This window comes from Shewanella sp. KX20019, from assembly GCF_016757755.1.
GTDB lineage: Bacteria > Pseudomonadota > Gammaproteobacteria > Enterobacterales > Shewanellaceae > Shewanella.
Map to the genome: position 1 here is coordinate 1,483,186 of NZ_CP068437.1, position 17,816 is coordinate 1,501,001.

The window sequence follows — 17,816 nt, forward strand, 5'->3', positions numbered from 1 at the left end:
AACTACAAAGCTGTAAATTTAGTCAATTCAGCAAGTTTTTAGGAGTTCTACAATGAAAAAGGTCGAAGCCATTATTAAACCATTTAAGTTAGATGATGTGCGCGAGTCACTTGCTGATATTGGAATTACCGGAATGACGGTGTCTGAGGTTAAAGGCTTTGGGCGTCAAAAAGGTCATACTGAACTATATCGCGGCGCAGAATATATGGTCGATTTTTTGCCAAAAGTTAAAATAGAATTGGTTATTCAAGATGAACAACTTGATCAAGCTATAGACGTGATCGTTGATACTGCTCGTACGGGTAAAATCGGCGATGGTAAGATCTTTGTAACCGATATAGAGCGTGTTATCCGTATTCGTACTGGCGAAGAAAACGAAGAAGCTGTTTAAGCTAACGGAAGTCTTTTCACATGGTTTGGCTTTCAAATCATGTAAAAAGACCACTATTATTTTTTAGGTGAGGCCGAAGAGTCGCGAATGACGGGTTCTGGAACAAAGACTCTCGATTGTTCTGAAGCTTGAGCACGACGCTTGGCGATTAATAACTCAGTCGCGATATGTGCTATTTTTTGATTTGGCTGGTGCACTGTGGTGAGCTTAGGCCAGGTTTGACGTGAAAAAGGGCTATCCTCAAAGCCGACAATCGAAATATCTGCTGGAATATCAACTCCCTCAAGTCTCGCCGCAAACAGTGCTCCAGCGGCGATTTCATCGTTACAAGCAACAATGGCTGTTGGTTTTTTAGTTTGGGCTAACAGCTTTTTAGCACCTTCCACTCCCGACTCAAACGAATACTGCCCATCAATGATAAAGTGATTATCGATGGTAATATTATTGTCGTTAAGGGCTTGTTTAAAACCAGCTAAGCGCTCTTTAGTCGATTCATGTTGTTCATCACCACTTAAAAATGCGATCTGCTTATGACCGAGATCGATTAAATGCTGGGTAATTGATATTGCGCCAGATTTATCATCGACAAGAACGGCTAGGCCATTGTTATCTTCAAGTTTCTCTCCTGCAATAATGCGTACATAGCTCGCCTCAATTTTATCAAGAGCGGCCAGGATCACCGGATCTTCAGATAAAGGAGGGGTAAGAACTAAGCCTGACAATCTATTGTGCTTGACCAATTTAACCAACTCATCGCAAATATCTGCTGATTTAGAATCACACGGGTGGATCAATAATTCATAGCCGAGATCTTTACAAGCAGACAAAATACCGTTTTGCATATCAATAATATAATAAGCATTAGGATTATCATAAATAAAGCCAATAACGTAAGAGCTTGTTCCTGCTAAATTTCTTGCTGCAAGGTTGGGTTGGTAATTTAACGCTTTAATCGCTTCGTTCACTTTATCGATTGTAGCTTGTTTTACCGAAGGCTCGTTATTGGTGACGCGAGAGACGGTTTTTATCGATACGCTTGCGTGTTTAGCGACATCATTAATAGTGACTTTCATAAAACTGATTTCTCGTTAATAAGAGAGCATAGCAATCAAATTATTGTAAATAACATATCGTCAACATCTTGAGCTTTGACGACCATAATTGTTATCGAATTTAGCCGTATAGTGCGAACTTTTACGCTAATTAGCAATCATCTGATGCTGATTTTTTGTATTTAATTCCTATATTGAAAAAAATGTCACTCTTGTGATCGAACCCGGATGCCCATTTAACCAACTGTATTTTAACGATAATAATGTTCTTTGCTTTGTTCTGTTGTTGTTTTTTGTGAATATAATTGACGCAGCGGTTATTTTGTTGTGGCGTAGCTGTTAAATATTGTGTAATGTTTGCTCTAGACATGACAGCGTTGTCATTCCGGTTGGGGAATGGTTATGGATATAAAAAAAGATAATAAGTTATGGAAGGGAAACGAGATGCGACCATCTACTTTTAAGAAGACTCTACTAGCTACAAACATTGCACTACTCCTCGGAAGTGCGGTATCGATGTCTGCCATGGCAGCTGATGCTGATGCAACTGCCACAGATGAGAATATAGAAAAAATTGAAGTGCGCGGTATTCGTGCTTCACAAGCTGCCAACTTGAACCAAAAGCGCTTTTCTGATGGAACGGTTGATGCTATTACCGCTGAAGATATCGGTAAATTTCCAGATAAAAACGTAGCTGAGACTCTAGCTCGTATCCCAGGCGTAACAATCGATAGAACTTTTGGTGAAGGTCAAGGCGTAACTATTCGTGGTGTACAGCCGGATCAAAACTTAACGCTGCTCAATGGTCAAGCCGTTGGTACAAGCCAATGGTTTGTTCTTTCTGATGCAACACGTAACTTTAACTTTGAACTGCTAGCATCTGAAATGATCGCTGGACTTGAAGTGTATAAAACATCTCAAGCAGATATTGATGAAGGTGCTTTAGGTGGTACGGTTATTTTACATACTCGTAAACCTCTTGATTTAGAATCTAATACTTTTAATGCCTCAGTCGAAGGCCAATATGGCGATCTCTCTGAAGAGTGGGACCCAGGCCTGTCAGGTCTGTATAGCTGGAAAAATGAAGAAGAAACATTTGGCATGTTAGTTTCTGCATCATATCAAAAACGTTCAGTCCGTCGTGAAACGACCGAAGATTTTGGTTGGTTTGGACCATCGATAGAACGTATTGACCCACTGATGGAGCCACCGAAAGGTGCTGACGAGAAAGGTGCCACCCCTTGGGGCATAGGTTCAGCCTTGTTCGAGCAAGAGCGTGAACGTGTAGGCTATGACGTTACGGCGCAATGGGCGCCAACTGATGAACTGGACATGACGCTGCATTATCTTAGCTCGACAATGAAAGCGGATAACGTCAACTCGAATCTTATCGGTATTCCTTTCCGTGGCGTAGCCTTCTTAGGCGAAGATACTAACGAAGGTACAGTGACTAACGGTATCGTTGATTCACTGGATGTCACCGGTTTACCTCATCGTCCAGGTTGGGCGCGCCACATGGCGTACGACAATATTTTCCGTGATGGTTCTGAAATGTCGACTCAAGTTATCGATTTTGATGGTAACTATTCACTCGATACCGGCAAGCTACATTGGCAAGTGGGTATGACGGAAGGTAAGGGAACTAACCGTGATTTCTTCACTGAGTTTTGGGTTGATGCTACGGATCCACGTGCGGCATTTGACTTCACTAACCCAGGCGGAACAGCTCCTGCTATCGACTTTACCGGCGCTAGTCCATGGTTAACAAACCCCGGTGACGAAATGTGGTTGGGTGGTATTTTCGACCAGTTAAATGAAACAACAGATAAAGAGACTTATGCCCAGCTAGATTATTCTTGGTATGTCGACTTTGGCGGTGTACAAGAGATTAAAGTCGGTGGTAAGTACCGAGACCGCTCTATGGAGCAGAATCGTTGGAAGACAGACCTTCAAGGTCTGGCGCCAACGGGTGAGGGGAGCTTAGGCCCTGCAAGTGATTTCTGGTCAGGCGATATGGTTAATGTCGATCACGCAGATACCAGCATGCCATCGCAAAGCTATTTCATGCCAGACCGTGACACTATGTTCAATGCGCTTTATGCAGTAGATGAGTGTACAGCTAGCAGCACCGATCTGTGTCGTAATACCAATGTATTCCAAGGTAGCTCGTCTTTCGATGTATCAGAAAAAATCAGCGCGTTATACGCAATGGCAAAATTTGATGTTGAAGGTGTACGTGGTAATGTTGGCCTGCGTTATGTAGAAACAGATACGACTTCTGAAGGCACAGCAGCTGGCGACCCTGTTAAATATGAAAGTGATTATTCTGAATGGTTGCCAAGTATTAACATCGCATACGACTTGTCATCAGATGTTATTTTACGCGCCGCAGCAAGCCGAGCGTTAACACGTCCAGCTCCATTTCAGTTAGCGCCAGCGGTTAACTTAACACCTGAGACGAGTTCTGGCTCTGCCGGTAACCCATTCCTAGAGCCGCTAACAGCAGCTCAATATGAGTTGGGTGCTGAATGGTACTTTACACCTGAGTCTATACTTGGTTTAACTGCATTTAAGAAAGATATTAGCAATTTCATTTATACCACGACTGTGTCTGCTGAAATTGAAGGCGAACAGATCAACCAGCTAAGAACACCTGTTAATGGCGGTAATACGTCAATCGACGGTCTTGAATTCCAGATGCAGCATGCATTTGATAATGGTTTTGGTGGTTATGTAAACTACACCTACACAGATGTAGCCGATGCAAAAGTGACTGAAGCTGTATTGATTACCAATCCAGATGGAAGCGTGGTTGCTGCAACACAAGACAGCTTTGTTGAGTTACCAAATACCTCTAAAAATTCCTATAACTTAGGTGCTTACTACGAGGATGATCTGTTTAGCGCTCGCGTTAACTATAACTACCGCAGTGAATATTTCATGGCTAAAACTGAGATCGGTAACCAATATCGTGATGAGCAGCAGCAAGTGGATGCGCAGCTAAGTTGGAATGCGACAGAGAACATTACCCTAACGTTTGAAGCTCTAAACATTACCAATGAAATTTGGGAAAACTACTACGAGCGTGATTCTGATGGTGCTCGTCTAGGTGGCACGCAAAGCTCAAACGGCCGTCGTTACTACCTTGGTGCAAGCTTCCGTCTGTAAGCCTAGCTAGAGTAATGATTGTTAGATAAAAAGTAATAGAAGCCAGTCAGTTGACTGGCTTTTTGTTTTCTTTTTATAGATTCGTGATTAGTAATTAGAATACAAAAACAGTGGTATTAATCTAGATGTTATAGGGTGATTTTATGGAGCGAAAAAATATGAATACTCCCCCAAATCATATCGTCATTGTTGGCGGTGGAACAGCGGGTTGGATGGCAGCAAATTTAATGTCTCATCAATGGGCTAAGTTCAATTGCACTATAACGTTAATTGAGTCACAGGCCATTGGTAGCGTTGGTGTTGGCGAAGGCACCACGCCTTTTTTTCAAGGTTTTTTTGACCGATTAGGTATTCAAGAGTCTGAGTGGATGCAAGCGGCTAATGCAACGTATAAGTGTGGTATTCGCTTTCCTGATTGGGTTTCAAACGTTAATAAAACCAGTTATTTCCATCCTTTCTACTCACATATTGATACTCCTCAAGTGCCACTATTTTTTGCAAATGCCAACTTTCGCCGCGAGGGGATGGAGGTAGATGCACATCCCGATGATTTCTTTGTCACTGCTAAACTGGCTGATCAGTGCCGCTCTCCTATTGCCAAATCAGATAGCCTGCAACGCTTAGATTATGGATACCACTTTGATGCGGGACTATTAGGCGAGTTTCTCAAGAAGAAAGGGATACAAAGGGGGGTGAGACATATCGATGATAAAGTCTCAGACGTCCGCTTAGATGCCAATGGAGACATTAGCAGTGTCATTGCGGTTAATGCGGGAGAATTGACCGCAGACCTCTTTGTCGATTGCTCAGGGTTTAAAGGGTTACTAATCCAGCAAGCCTTAGGTGAGGAGATGGTCAGCTATCAATCGCAGCTATTTAATAATAGTGCGGTGGCGATCCCAACGGCAATCGATTGTTCTAAGGGGCTTCCCTCTGAAACGGTTTCAAAAGCACTTAGCAATGGTTGGGTGTGGCATATACCTTTAGCAAACCGATTTGGTAATGGCTATGTATATAGTGCGGATTATCTTTCGCCCGAAGAAGCGGAGCTGGAGTTAAGGCAACATTTAGGTAGCAAAGCTGACGGAGTTAAGGCGCTGCACCTAAATTGGACACCTGGGCGAATCACTCACCATTGGAAGAATAACTGCATCGCGATTGGACTGTCTCAGGGATTTCTAGAGCCTCTTGAAGCACCGATGTTGAACATTATTCAAAGAAGCATTGAGAACTTTGTTGAACTGTATGAGAAATCAGGTTTTACACGGGAGTATCAACAGGAATTTAATCAGGATATTAATTCGCTTATTGATGGAACAAGGGATTATTTACAAGCGCATTATAAACTTAATAGCCGTGAAGATTCGCAGTATTGGAAAGATTGTAGAAGTAATATAAATCAATCTAAAGAACTTAAGGCTATCTTGGATGGTTGGCTTAGTAACACTAATTTTGACCAAGTATTACGAGATAACATACATAATCAAGTTTACTTTAAAACATCTTGGTATTGCATATTAGCGGGTATGGACCATTTTGAAGAGGTCAACAAACCCGCTGTTAGGGCGGCTAAGCGTAATCACCACAGGGCTAAAGAAGCATCTCTAGCGAAGGCTGAGAGATTTGTTGAGCACAAAGAACAATTGAAGATTATCTATAACTGCTAACTTATAAGCTCTGTGCTTATTACACTGAGCTTATAAAGCAAGCACACTGGTTGGCTACCATTGTGCTTGTTTATTGTAGATTCACCTTTGATAAACCTTATCTAGTTGCGCCTTATGGTTTAAAAAGTATTCATTGGCTATCTTGTGGCAATACTCTTTTGCTTTCAATGCGGGCACCGATTGAGGATCTTTGATTACATTGGAGGGGAAGCGTCCCATTCCTGAAAAAATGCAATACCAAGAGGGGCGCAGATATACCAGAGCATCTTGTTGTTGCTTAAGCGCCTGTTCGAAATCAGCGCCGCTATCCCAAGTTGCAATCAAGTTCGCTAATGAGTCAGGTGTTATTGCATCTTCTCGACAAGCTTGCCAGTAACGGCTGTCATTGCGAGTATTTAGCTTATAGTGAGCAACCACATAGTCTCTGACACCATCGAAGGTTCTGTTTAAGTCTTTGTTGTAAGCTATTTGAGTAGACTCAATAGACTTTGACTCGTCATCAAAACTGCTAATAAAACGCTCGATTGTAAATTGTATTAGCATTAAAGCGGTGGCTTCTAGTGGTTCGATAAACCCCTGTGACAGCCCGACGGCTAAACAGTTTTTGTGCCAGTGTTCGTTTAGGCGTCCAACACGCATTTTTAAGTGCCGGGCTTCGATATCAGTATCTAATAACCCCAGCTGAGCACGCAGTTCAGTTTCAGCATTATCGGGGCTGATAAAGTCAGAACTGAATACATAGCCATTGCCCCACCGAGAGGTTAACGGAATCTTCCATGACCAGCCATTACTCAATGCCCTTGAAACTGTTTGGGCAGGAATATCTGCAGCCAAGTCTAATGGTGTAGGCATAGCGACTGCTGCATCATTAAAAAGTGACTCTTTGTAACTGTTGAATTTGAGTCCTAAGGTTTTATTAACAAGTAGCCCAGCAAAACCGCTGCAGTCGATAAAAAAGTCAGCACTACGGGACTGTTGAGATTCAATATTTACAGATGTTATATGGCCACTAACTGACGTATCTACACTTTCGACGTTACCAATGACATGCGTAAGTCCAAGCTTAAGAGCACGTGCCTTTAAAAAGCGGCCTAACTTCGCAGAGTCAAAGTGATAGCCGTAATCGACATCAAATGGCAGGGCTATTTTAGGTACTGGAGACCTATTTAAGGCAATCAGCTGTGATGATACAAAGTAATGATCAGGTAGGGCGTCAACCTCCTTTCCTCTTCGCCGTAAGCCACTATTATGGAAAAACAGCTCTGCAGGCTTTAGATCTAATTCTGAAAAAAAGGGGTGGAAATAGCTTTCGTATCCAATTTTGGTTGACCAGTCAGGAAAGCTGATGCCTGCTTTATAGGTCGCATCACAAGCTGGCATCCATTCTGATTCAGTAATCCCTAGGCGAGTAAAATATTGTTTTAGATAGGGTGTGGAGCCTTCACCAACACCAATTATGCCAATATCTTCGGATTCAATGAGAGTGATGTTAACGGTATCTCCCCATGAAGTTAGTAAGCTGTTTGCTGCCATCCAGCCTGCTGTTCCGCCACCGATAATGACGATGCTTCTTGGTTTCTTTTTCACAAACACTCCCATCGCAAACAGTCTAAAAATACGCTGAAATAGATACCCTATCTTGTTACTTCATTAGTAAATCAACCTGCCCCAAAGAGGAAAGGTGAGCGTAGATAGGACCATAAACCCCTTGCTTAGCAAACATTAACAACTTGTCATCAGCGAGGTTTTTAAGGCGTTCTTCATCAACGGTATAGATACCTTGAATTTTATGATCTTTGCCGTCAGTGCCTTTAATGGTTAGTACTTTTTGCTGTAAAAGCTCATTGTCAGTTAACTGTTTGATAAAATGTGCTGTTATATGATGACATTCAGCCAATTTACCCATGAAAGAGACCTGTTGCTTTAGATAATCCGTCTGTTCGCCATTATCATCGAATAGACGGTGGCCTTCAGTGGTATTTACAAGGGATGAATTGCTATTAAAACCGATCATTACGCTTTGCTGTTCATTTTCTCTAGCAATAAAAGGTTGCCCTCTTAAAACCATTGGGACATAACGAGCAGTCCACTGGCCTTTATTTACAAATTGGTTTGCCTCCGGCTTTAGTGCAAACAAAGCGACCGCTTTAAAAACGCCTGAGTTGGGATCCTTGGTGAAAATAATGGGAAAAGAAGCTGCAGCCGGCATAAATTCTTGCACCATCAATGGAGCCATATGCTCCTTGCTAAACTCTTCAAAGTTTTGAACGTCTTTTATACGAACGTTTTTATGTTCTTTATTATTCAAAGCGACGTATTTAGCTTCCATTTCTAATTCCTTAATTTTGATGATATTTTTTATTTTCTATGCTGGGTGAGGCCGATTTAAAACGGCTTGTAAAAAACACTTCGCAAATTAGTTACCATCTGAAACATTATTTAGATGTGTCCAAGATGTTACTCATTTTGGACAGCGTTGTCATTACTTTAAACTGCCAGTCTTGTCGTAAAAGCTGCTAGGCATAAGGAGGATCGTTTTTTACCATTTTATATCTTCGATACGGATAAAAATAATTGTCATAAAAATGTAGATATCTTGTTCCCTCTTGTGTATGTTTGTGAATGACAGCGTTGTCATCTGCTTGTGTGACCGTTGTTTGTAAGGTCTGCATGGATAGGATGAGGTCTCCTAATTCGTGTTTTTTTAACAAACAAATTGTGTTTGTTATTCCTATAGTCTCTCCCCAGAAACTAGTGTAGGCCGAGTGCTTGATAAGTACTCGGCCATTTTTTTCTACAGGGACTCGACCTGTTTTAATCATTAGATAATAAAAAATAGCTCTAACCTAACGTCGGCTATCGTAGCCATGATTAGGCCATCAATGGAGTGGCTAATATGAACAAAACAGCTGTTATGTTAATACTGCTAACGAGTGCAATGCTTATGATTAGCAAAGCGTCTGCGCGTGCAGTGGTAACAACCATTCCTCAAGGCTGGCAATTAACACTAATGGAAACCGCGTTAAAGCGAATTGATAGCCAGTATCACTCCAAGACTATAACTACCGAAATGAATCAAAAGCGTAAAGTAGAGGAGTCACTGGCGGGTAATGTTGATGTGTTTTGGAGCATGACTTCCGCTGAGCTTGAAGAGCAAGTCTTGCCTATTCGGATCCCTATCTTTAAAGGTTTACTTGGTAATCGACTGCTCATTATTCGTAAGCAGTCCCAAATGGATTTCAATCGTGTCAGTAATCAAGTGGACTTTGAACGATTCACAGCAGGTCAAAACCATTATTGGCCCGATGCGGATATCATTCGCTCTGCAGGTCTTCCTATTGTCACTACCTATAAATATAAAAACTTGTACCCGATGCTTGAAGGTGGACGCTTCGACTATTTAGCTCTTGGGGCGCAAGAGATTTGGGGGGAATTAGACAAACACCCAGATCCTAGCTTAAAAGTGGATGAGCGCGTGTTACTACAGTATCGCTCACCGGCCTATTTTTTTGTTTCTCCACAGCAACCACAACTGGCGAGAGATCTATTAAAGGGGTTAGAACTAATGGTTAGAGATGGCAGTTTTGACAGGTTGTTTAAGCAGCACCTTAAGATAGATGAGCTTTATGCTAAAGCTCATTTTGAGCAACGGGCCATTATTCGTTTGCAAACACCAGGGTTAAGCTCACTAACTCCAATCTCTCGGTCGGAACTTTGGTTAGATCTATTTAGTATCGAAGGAGCCTTGTAATGATATCTTTGTCGACCCGAGTATTAATCGGTTTAGCTTCGGCGTTATTTATCGTGGTGACGATTCTCTTTAGCAGTGCATATTTGCTTGAGAAATCTAAGCTTGAGCAGCAATTTGTCGATTACCAATTAAACACCTTGGCAAATCTCGAAGTGACCCTAGCACAACCAATATTTAACTACGATTTTGAACAAATCAGTGCGGCTCTTTCTACATCGCTTAAATCCAGCAAAATTTACGCTATCTCAGTCCTTGATCACCGCGGAAAAACGATGGCTGAGACTAGGCAGACATTTATCGTCGATACGAGTGAGCTTTTAGATCACAGTATTAAATTTACCGATAACGGCAAAGCGACAGGCCAGTTATCGATTGAGTTTTCCGCTGTACCTATCCATACGGCAATGAATGAATTAATGACGACCTACATTGCTATGGCGCTACTCATTCTAGTGTTCAGTGTCGTGGCGATATTTTATATTTTGCGAGTGCTAGTGATTGTACCCTTAGCGCACGTTGTTGAGGCAATGAATGATATTGCGACTGGTGATGGTGACTTAAGCCGTAAACTTCCTGTACAGAGCCAAGACGAGATTGGTCGGTTAGCTTTAGCCTTTAATCAATTCATAGCGCAGATCCATGGCACCATTACTAAAGTGAGTGAAACCTCTGAGCAGATTTTAGCCGACGCCACTGCATTAGATACGCTGTCAAACACCAATAATCAGCGAGTACAGTCGCAATTGGTCGATGCTGAAGCTGCAGTAACGGCTATTACCCAGTTAAGCGGCAGTGCTTTTGAGGTGGCAAATAGCGCCAAGTCAACGGCTGATGAAGCTTCTAGAGCTGATCAAGAGGTCGAGCACAGCCAAGCTCAGTTTGATGCTGGGTTAGCACTTACTGACCGCCTAGCCAACGAGTTAACGCTATCTGCGTCATCGGTCGAGCAGTTACAGCAAGAGACTCAGAAAATTGATGAAGTGGTAGTCGTGATCAACGCTATTGCCGAGCAGACTAATTTACTGGCTCTTAATGCTGCTATTGAAGCTGCAAGGGCTGGCGAGCAGGGAAGGGGGTTTGCGGTTGTTGCTGATGAAGTGAGAACGTTAGCAAGCCGCACTCAGCAGGCGACTGGAGAGATCCAGAAGATGATCCAATTGGTACAACATCGTGTTAAAGAGACTGTGACTGTGATGCAGTCTAGTCAGAGCTTATCTAGCGATGCGTTAACTCATTCTAAAGAGATAAAACTTTTACTAGGTAAGGTAACGGAAATTGTATCTAATATCAGCAATATGAATTTGGACGTTGCCAGTTCAGCTAAAGAACAAACTGAGGTAACCGCAGGGATCTCAAGAAGCTTAGATGAGCTTGTTGCTGTATCAGGCTCAGCTTCAATAGACAGTGAAAAACTTGCAAAATCAAGTGATCGTTTATTTCACCAGGGGGAGAAATTACGCGACTTGGTTAAATCGTTCCACCTATAAAAAAGAATATGGAAATGAGGCTAGTAATGAAAAAAAGATTAATTGTAGCGGCCGTTAGCCTAGTATTGGTGACGAGCGCGTGTTCTCAAAAGGATGTTGAATCAACTGCGGCTAAGGACGTCCAAGAGATATCCCCCACTGTACTCACTCAAGAAAAGTTGAATCGTATTGGTCAACAACTCGCGGTAAATTATCGAGTGGTTACTAACGTTGCTGATGAAAATTGCGATGAAGATTCAGCGGATGGCAGGTGTTTTGTGGCAGAAATCGAACTAACCTTTCCTGTTGATATCACCTCTAAAGATTGGGCTATTTACTATTCTCAGATGAGGCCTGTTCAATCGATTGAAGGCGATGAATTTACTATTTCCCGTGTTAAAGGTGACCTACACAAAATTGAGCCTGCAATTGGCTTTAAAGGATTGCTTAAAGGAGAGACTAAAACCATTCGTTTTAGAGGTGATAATTGGCAGTTGGCAGAAACCGATGCAATGCCTAATTACTATATCGTTGCTAACGACTCCGAGCCAGTATTGATTGACAGTACCCAGGTTAAAATTGATAGCGACACAGGGATAGAGCTTCGTCCCTATGCCGCGGATTTTACCGATGCTAAAAAGCAGTATAAGCGCACCGAAACCGATAAAGTAGAGTGGGCAACCTCAAGTGTTTTATATCGTAATAACTTGTCAACGCAAATAAGCCCTAAACTGGCTGAAAACCGTATTATACCGACGCCGACGTTGGTTGAGGTGAAGAGCAACGCTAAGCAAGCATCGCTCAAGAATGGGGTTAAGTTAGCCTATAACAAGGTTAATCCGGAGTCTGTTGCGGCAGCATTGAAACGTCTAGCACGGCTCGGTGTGGTTGAATCAGATGACGGGATCTCGGTTTCATTGTTACCATTATCGCTCGAAGGTGTAGCGGGTAGCTATCATCTAGATATTAGTTCACAGAAAATAACCGTTTCGGCTAATGACGCTGCTGGGTTTTCTTATGGTTTGGCATCGTTAACATCACTGGTTGACGTTGAAACATTAGCGGTAAATTCAATGTCCGTGCAAGATTCTCCCCGCTATAATTTCCGCGGAATGCATATTGATGTCGCTCGAAACTTCCATAGTAAGCAGTTGATATTAGATCTATTAGATCAAATGGCTGCTTATAAGTTAAATAAACTGCACTTACATATGGCTGACGATGAAGGTTGGCGATTAGAGATAGAAGGACTCGAAGAGCTTACTGACGTTGGTAGTAAACGCTGCCATGATTTGTCAGAGGACAGCTGTCTGTTACCTCAGCTTGGAAGCGGCCCTTTTAGTGATGTAAAGGTCAATGGCTACTACAGCAAAGCTGACTATATCGAAATATTGCAATATGCAGACAAACGTCAAATTCAAGTCATTCCATCTATGGACATGCCGGGTCATTCTAGAGCGGCAATCAAGTCCATGGAAGCGCGTTACCGTAAACTGCTAAAGCAAGGTTTAACCGCCGAAGCTGAGCAGTATTTGCTATCCGATAGTAACGACAAAACAATTTATTCATCGGTGCAGTATTATGACGACAACACTTTGAATGTGTGTATGGAGTCTACGTTTACCTTTATCGATAAAGTCATCGATGAAATTGCGGCACTCCATAAAGCCGCAGGCGTGCCACTTTCGCTTTACCACATAGGTGCTGATGAAACCGCGGGTGCTTGGCTTGAATCTCCTATGTGTAAAGCTTTTATCGCGAATAATGATAGAGGGGTTAAGGATAGCAGCGAACTCGGAGCATATTTCATCGAGCGCACCTCACAAATGTTGGCAGATAAAGGCATTGAAGCTGCTGGCTGGAGCGACGGTATGAGCCACACCCGTCCTGAGAACATGCCAAAAAAAGTGCAGTCTAATATCTGGGATATCGTCGCCCACGCAGGCCACAAACGCGCTCATCAGCAAGCGAACTTAGGCTGGCAGGCTGTGCTAAGTCAACCAGAGGTACTCTACTTTGATTTCCCCTATGAGGCCGATCCTAAGGAGCACGGATATTATTGGGGAATTAGGCATAACAACAGCAAGCACGTACACAGTTTTATGACTGGTAACCTGCCCGCAAACGCTGAGCAGTGGGTTGATATTGAAGGGCTCCCATTTGAAGCTGATGATACGGTTAAGCGTGATGACCAAGGCAACTTGCTGAGCGGTCCTCTGGCTAAATCGGCTAAATTTAGTGGTATTCAAGGACAGCTCTGGAGTGAAACTGTTCGCAGTGATGAGACGGCTGAATACTTGATGTTCCCACGAGTACTAATGTTAGCCGAGCGAGCATGGCATAAGCCTAGTTGGGAGGTGCCATATCAATATCAGGGCGCGATATATAACCAACAGAGCGGCATGTTTACAGAAAAGATGCGTGAGCAGCAATTACTAGAGTGGCAAGCAATTGCAAATACTTTAGGGCACAAAGAATTGATAAAGCTAGATAAAGCAGGCATTAGTTACCGAGTGCCAACGGTAGGTGCTGTTATAGAAGAGGGCAAGCTATACGCAAATCTAATCTATCCTGGACTATTGATAGAGTATCGCGTCAATGGCGGTGATTGGCAGATTTATAAAGCGGGCACGCTTGTTACAGGTAATGTCGATGTTCGTGCAATCGCAGCAGACGGGCTTCGAAAAGGACGAACATTAAGAGTGCAATAGCGCTCTCATTACACTGAATTGGATCTTGGTGTAAGTATTTACTTAGATTAAATGCGGTAACTAACAGGTGTTACTGCATTTATTTTTGTTTAAAAGCATTATTAAAAAACAAATGACAACGCTGTCATTATTGTTGTAACATACAGTTAACTTAGTGGCTTTCTTAGTTAAGTTTACCAGCTCAACACTAAATATTAGAACGATAAAGAGGTTTGTCATGGGCATAGGCCAGGCGAAAGAAGCATCCTTGTATATAGGTATTGATGGTGGTGGCAGTAAGTGTCGCGCAACCATATATACGAGTGATTTCAGCATTGTGGGAACGGGCGTTGCAGGGCGTGCCAATCCGCTACATGGTTTAGCACAGACATTCCAATCTATTGAAGAGTCGACTCATTTGGCGTTGGCTGATGCAGGGCTTAAAAGTACAGACGGTAGCCGTTTAGTTGCGGGAGTGGGCTTAGCTGGCGTTAACGTATCGAGATTGTTCCAAGATGTGATGAACTGGCAGCACCCATTTGCTTGTATGTATCTAACGACAGATCTGCATACTGCGTGTATCGGCGCACACGAAGGTGGCGATGGTGCGGTGATCATCACTGGAACAGGGTCTTGTGGCTATGCTCATGTTGCAGGTAAAGAGCTTTCCTTAGGCGGCCATGGTTTTGGTTTAGGTGACAAAGGTAGTGGCGCTTGGCTCGGGCAAAAAGCCAGTGAACATGCGCTGTTAGACTTGGATGGTTTCGGCGAGAAAACCATACTCACAGAGCGATTATTTACCCATTTCAATGTGAACAGTGCTATGGGGATTGTTGAGAACTTGGCGGGCCAATCTTCAAGCACTTATGCAAAATTGGCGCGTATGGTATTTGAGTCGGCTCAGCTTAAAGATGGTGTCGCACAAGATATAGTGCGCGAGGGTGCGGGGTATATAAGCGAGCTAGCAAGAAAGCTTTTCGTCATTGAGCCGCCACGTTTTTCAATGATTGGCGGGCTGGCTGAACCGTTAGCGCCATGGTTGGATGACGATGTTACTGCGAGAATATCTCCGACATTAAGACCTCCTGAATGGGGCGCAGCATTTTATGCCCAGCAACAGAATGCTAAGAAAAAGGCAAAATAAGCTAGTTTGACTACGTCGAGTGTACCGTCAATATATAGAGTGAGTTCGAAATGAAGCAAACATTAATAGCAGACCGTATTTTTGATGGTCAGCAGTTCCATCATGATCTACCTGTTACCTTCGAAGACGGCCATATTCTTGCCTTTGATACTACGCAAGGTGCGAATGAGTCCAGAGTTGCTGGGACTATTTGCCCAGGCTTTATCGATGTCCAAGTAAATGGCGGTGGCGGGGTGTTGTTTAATGCAACACCGAGTCGTCAAGGTATCGAAGCTATTGGTCTTGCCCATGCTAAGTTTGGTACTACAGCTTACTTGCCGACGCTGATAACCGACAATGTGAGTGTTATGCAACATGCTGCTGATGCAGTTGCTGATGCTATAGCGTCAGGAAGTGCTGGAGTATTGGGAGTGCACTTTGAAGGGCCACATCTGTCGGTGCCGAAGAAGGGGGTTCATCCCGAGCCACAGATAAGACGAATTTCAGATGCTGAGTTAGCGGTCTTTAGCCGCCAGGACTTAGGGATCAAGGTCGTCACTCTCGCCCCTGAAAATGTCTCTGCAGAAGTCATTTCTGCACTAGTTCAGGCGGACGTAAAGGTGTGTTTAGGCCACTCTAATGCCGACTATGATACCGTCAAAGCGGCGTTAGATGCTGGTGCGACGGGTTTTACTCATCTCTTTAATGCGATGTCTGCTTTTGGTTCTCGCAGCCCTGGTATGGTTGGTGCTGCACTCGAGAGTCGTGACAGTTGGTGTGGGCTTATTGTAGATGGTCATCATGTACACCCTGCAGCAGCCAAAGTGGCAATTAATGCCAAGCCGCAAGGAAAAGTCATGCTGGTCACCGATGCTATGCCCCCAGTTGGGCTCGATGACGCGGTGAGCTTTGAGTTGTTTGGCACTCAGGTTTTACGTGTCGGCGATCGACTCAACGCAGTAACTGGGGAGTTAGCTGGCTGTGTACTCGATATGGCCGGAGCAGTTAAAAATACCGTTTCTATGCTTGGATTATCTGCAGAGGAGGCGATACGAATGGCTTCTATGTATCCAGCTGCATTTTTAGGAATAGACAAGAATTTTGGCTCCCTAGACGTTGGCAAGCGAGCCGACATGGTGTTGATGACTGATGAGTATAAAGTGCAGCAAACCTATATCGCTGGGCAATTAATCTACTCAGCGTTGTAATAAGGTTATGTTAATTTTCTATCTAAACCTCTGTAGCTTTGGCTATCGAGGTTTTTTGTTATCTATTGGTTAGCTGTTGAAGTTGAAATACTGCAGCTATTTGCTTAAAGAGTGTTACTCATGACAACAATAATAAATACTAAGACCCAGGGGGATTCAAATCCAAAGCAGCCTAGAATAAGACTTAAATCACTAGATGCTCTTCGTGGGTTCGATATGTTTTGGATCTTAGGAGGCGAAGCAATATTTGCGGCGCTGCTTGTATTAACAAGTTGGGGCGGCTTTCATTGGTTCAATAAGCAGATGCATCATAGCCCTTGGCATGGCTTCACATTTTACGATCTAATCTTTCCGTTGTTTATCTTCTTATCCGGTGTAGCACTTGGGTTATCACCAAAACGGTTAGATAAACTGCCAATGAATGAGCGTATGGCCCGTTATCAGCACGCAGTAAAACGGCTGCTGTTATTGCTGTTGCTAGGCGTCATCTATAACCACGGATGGGGGGGCGGCGCTCCTATGGCGACGGGTGATATTCGCTATGCCAGTGTCTTAGGGCGCATTGCCTTTGCCTGGTTCTTCTGTGCACTTTTGGTATGGCATACCAGCCTGAGAACCCAAATTATTAGCGCTGCTGCTATTTTGATAGCTTATGGATTACTACAACTTTTTCCATTGATTACCTTAGATAAATCGGGGGCTTTTAGTGCTACAGGATCGATAAATGCTGCTGTAGACAGCTTATTTTTGCCTGGAGTCACTTATCAGAACGCCGCGGTAGATCCTGAAGGTATTTTGTCGACCATTCCCGCCGTCGTTAACGGATTAATCGGTGTGTTCGTTGGTCACTTTATTGTTAAGCCCCACGTGAAAGGGGAGTGGTACAAAGTTGCTATTATGAGCTTGCTTGGGCTAGTGCTGCTAATCGTTGGTTGGTTACTATCACCTATCATTCCCGTTAATAAAACATTGTGGACCAGCAGTTTTGTACTAGTCACCTCTGGTTGGAGTTTGTTATTACTGGCACTATTTTATGCAGTTATCGATGCGATGAAGTTTAGCCGCTGGGCATTTCCGTTTATTGTGATCGGCTGTAATGCGATTGTTATCTACCTAGCAACGAGTATTGTGAATTGGAAGTATACCGCTGAGAGCTTATTTGGCGGGGTTATCAAATGGTTCCCACTTTCGGCTCAAAGCTTTATTGCTGTGATAACGTTATTGCTAGTGCAGTGGCTGGTGCTTTATTGGATGTATCAACGCTCCATTTTCATCAAGGTTTAAGTCTCTGTAGTTTCTC

At 43.3% G+C, this 17,816-nt stretch carries 12 protein-coding genes; 9 read left to right on the forward strand and 3 right to left on the reverse strand.

Annotated features, from left to right (window positions below; genetic code table 11):
• Window positions 1-52: 52 nt before the first annotated feature.
• Entirely contained in the window at window positions 53-391 is a 339-nt protein-coding gene (locus JK628_RS06510) for a P-II family nitrogen regulator (protein ID WP_020913743.1), read from the forward strand.
• A 56-nt stretch (window positions 392-447) separates the two neighbouring features.
• Here the strand turns inward: JK628_RS06510 and JK628_RS06515 are convergent, their stop codons facing one another.
• Entirely contained in the window at window positions 448-1,464 is a 1,017-nt protein-coding gene (locus tag JK628_RS06515) for a LacI family DNA-binding transcriptional regulator (RefSeq protein ID WP_202288652.1), read from the reverse strand.
• A 381-nt stretch (window positions 1,465-1,845) separates the two neighbouring features.
• Here JK628_RS06515 and JK628_RS06520 point away from each other — a divergent pair, with 381 nt between their 5' ends.
• Window positions 1,846-4,611 carry a TonB-dependent receptor gene (locus tag JK628_RS06520; protein WP_237524159.1) on the forward strand — a complete coding sequence of 922 codons (2,766 nt, stop codon included), beginning with the start codon at window positions 1,846-1,848 and terminating at the stop codon, window positions 4,609-4,611.
• Window positions 4,612-4,769: 158 nt separating this feature from the next.
• Window positions 4,770-6,278, forward strand: a complete 1,509-nt coding sequence (locus tag JK628_RS06525; RefSeq protein WP_202288654.1) for a tryptophan halogenase family protein — start codon at window positions 4,770-4,772, stop codon at window positions 6,276-6,278.
• An 81-nt stretch (window positions 6,279-6,359) separates the two neighbouring features.
• On the opposite strand, the gene JK628_RS06530 is transcribed toward JK628_RS06525, so the two are convergent.
• Entirely contained in the window at window positions 6,360-7,865 is a 1,506-nt protein-coding gene (locus JK628_RS06530; protein WP_202288655.1) for a tryptophan halogenase family protein, read from the reverse strand.
• Window positions 7,866-7,920: 55 nt separating this feature from the next.
• Window positions 7,921-8,607, reverse strand: a complete 687-nt coding sequence (locus JK628_RS06535) for a SapC family protein (RefSeq protein WP_202288657.1) — start codon at window positions 8,605-8,607, stop codon at window positions 7,921-7,923.
• A 585-nt stretch (window positions 8,608-9,192) separates the two neighbouring features.
• Between JK628_RS06535 and JK628_RS06540 the strand changes: the two genes are divergently transcribed.
• The 6 genes from JK628_RS06540 to nagX all read left to right on the forward strand — a co-directional run bounded on the left by JK628_RS06540 (window position 9,193) and on the right by nagX (window position 17,800).
• Entirely contained in the window at window positions 9,193-10,029 is an 837-nt protein-coding gene (locus JK628_RS06540; RefSeq protein WP_237524217.1) for a transporter substrate-binding domain-containing protein, read from the forward strand.
• Window positions 10,029-11,516 carry a methyl-accepting chemotaxis protein gene (locus tag JK628_RS06545; protein ID WP_202288660.1) on the forward strand — a complete coding sequence of 496 codons (1,488 nt, stop codon included), beginning with the start codon at window positions 10,029-10,031 and terminating at the stop codon, window positions 11,514-11,516. The genes JK628_RS06540 and JK628_RS06545 overlap by 1 nt, the downstream gene beginning before the upstream one ends.
• Before the next feature lie 26 nt (window positions 11,517-11,542).
• Entirely contained in the window at window positions 11,543-14,206 is a 2,664-nt protein-coding gene (locus JK628_RS06550; protein ID WP_202288662.1) for a family 20 glycosylhydrolase, read from the forward strand.
• Window positions 14,207-14,423: 217 nt separating this feature from the next.
• The gene (gene nagK, locus JK628_RS06555) at window positions 14,424-15,329 is read left to right on the forward strand and encodes an N-acetylglucosamine kinase (RefSeq protein WP_202288663.1); all 906 of its coding nucleotides are present in this window, start codon (window positions 14,424-14,426) and stop codon (window positions 15,327-15,329) included.
• 50 nt (window positions 15,330-15,379) lie between these two features.
• A complete protein-coding gene (gene nagA, locus JK628_RS06560) occupies window positions 15,380-16,516 on the forward strand; it encodes an N-acetylglucosamine-6-phosphate deacetylase (RefSeq protein WP_202288664.1) in 1,137 nt (378 codons plus the stop codon).
• A 120-nt stretch (window positions 16,517-16,636) separates the two neighbouring features.
• Window positions 16,637-17,800: a transmembrane glucosamine N-acetyltransferase NagX gene (nagX, locus tag JK628_RS06565; RefSeq protein ID WP_202288665.1), complete on the forward strand. Its 1,164-nt coding sequence runs from the start codon at window positions 16,637-16,639 to the stop codon at window positions 17,798-17,800.
• Window positions 17,801-17,816: the final 16 nt, after the last annotated feature.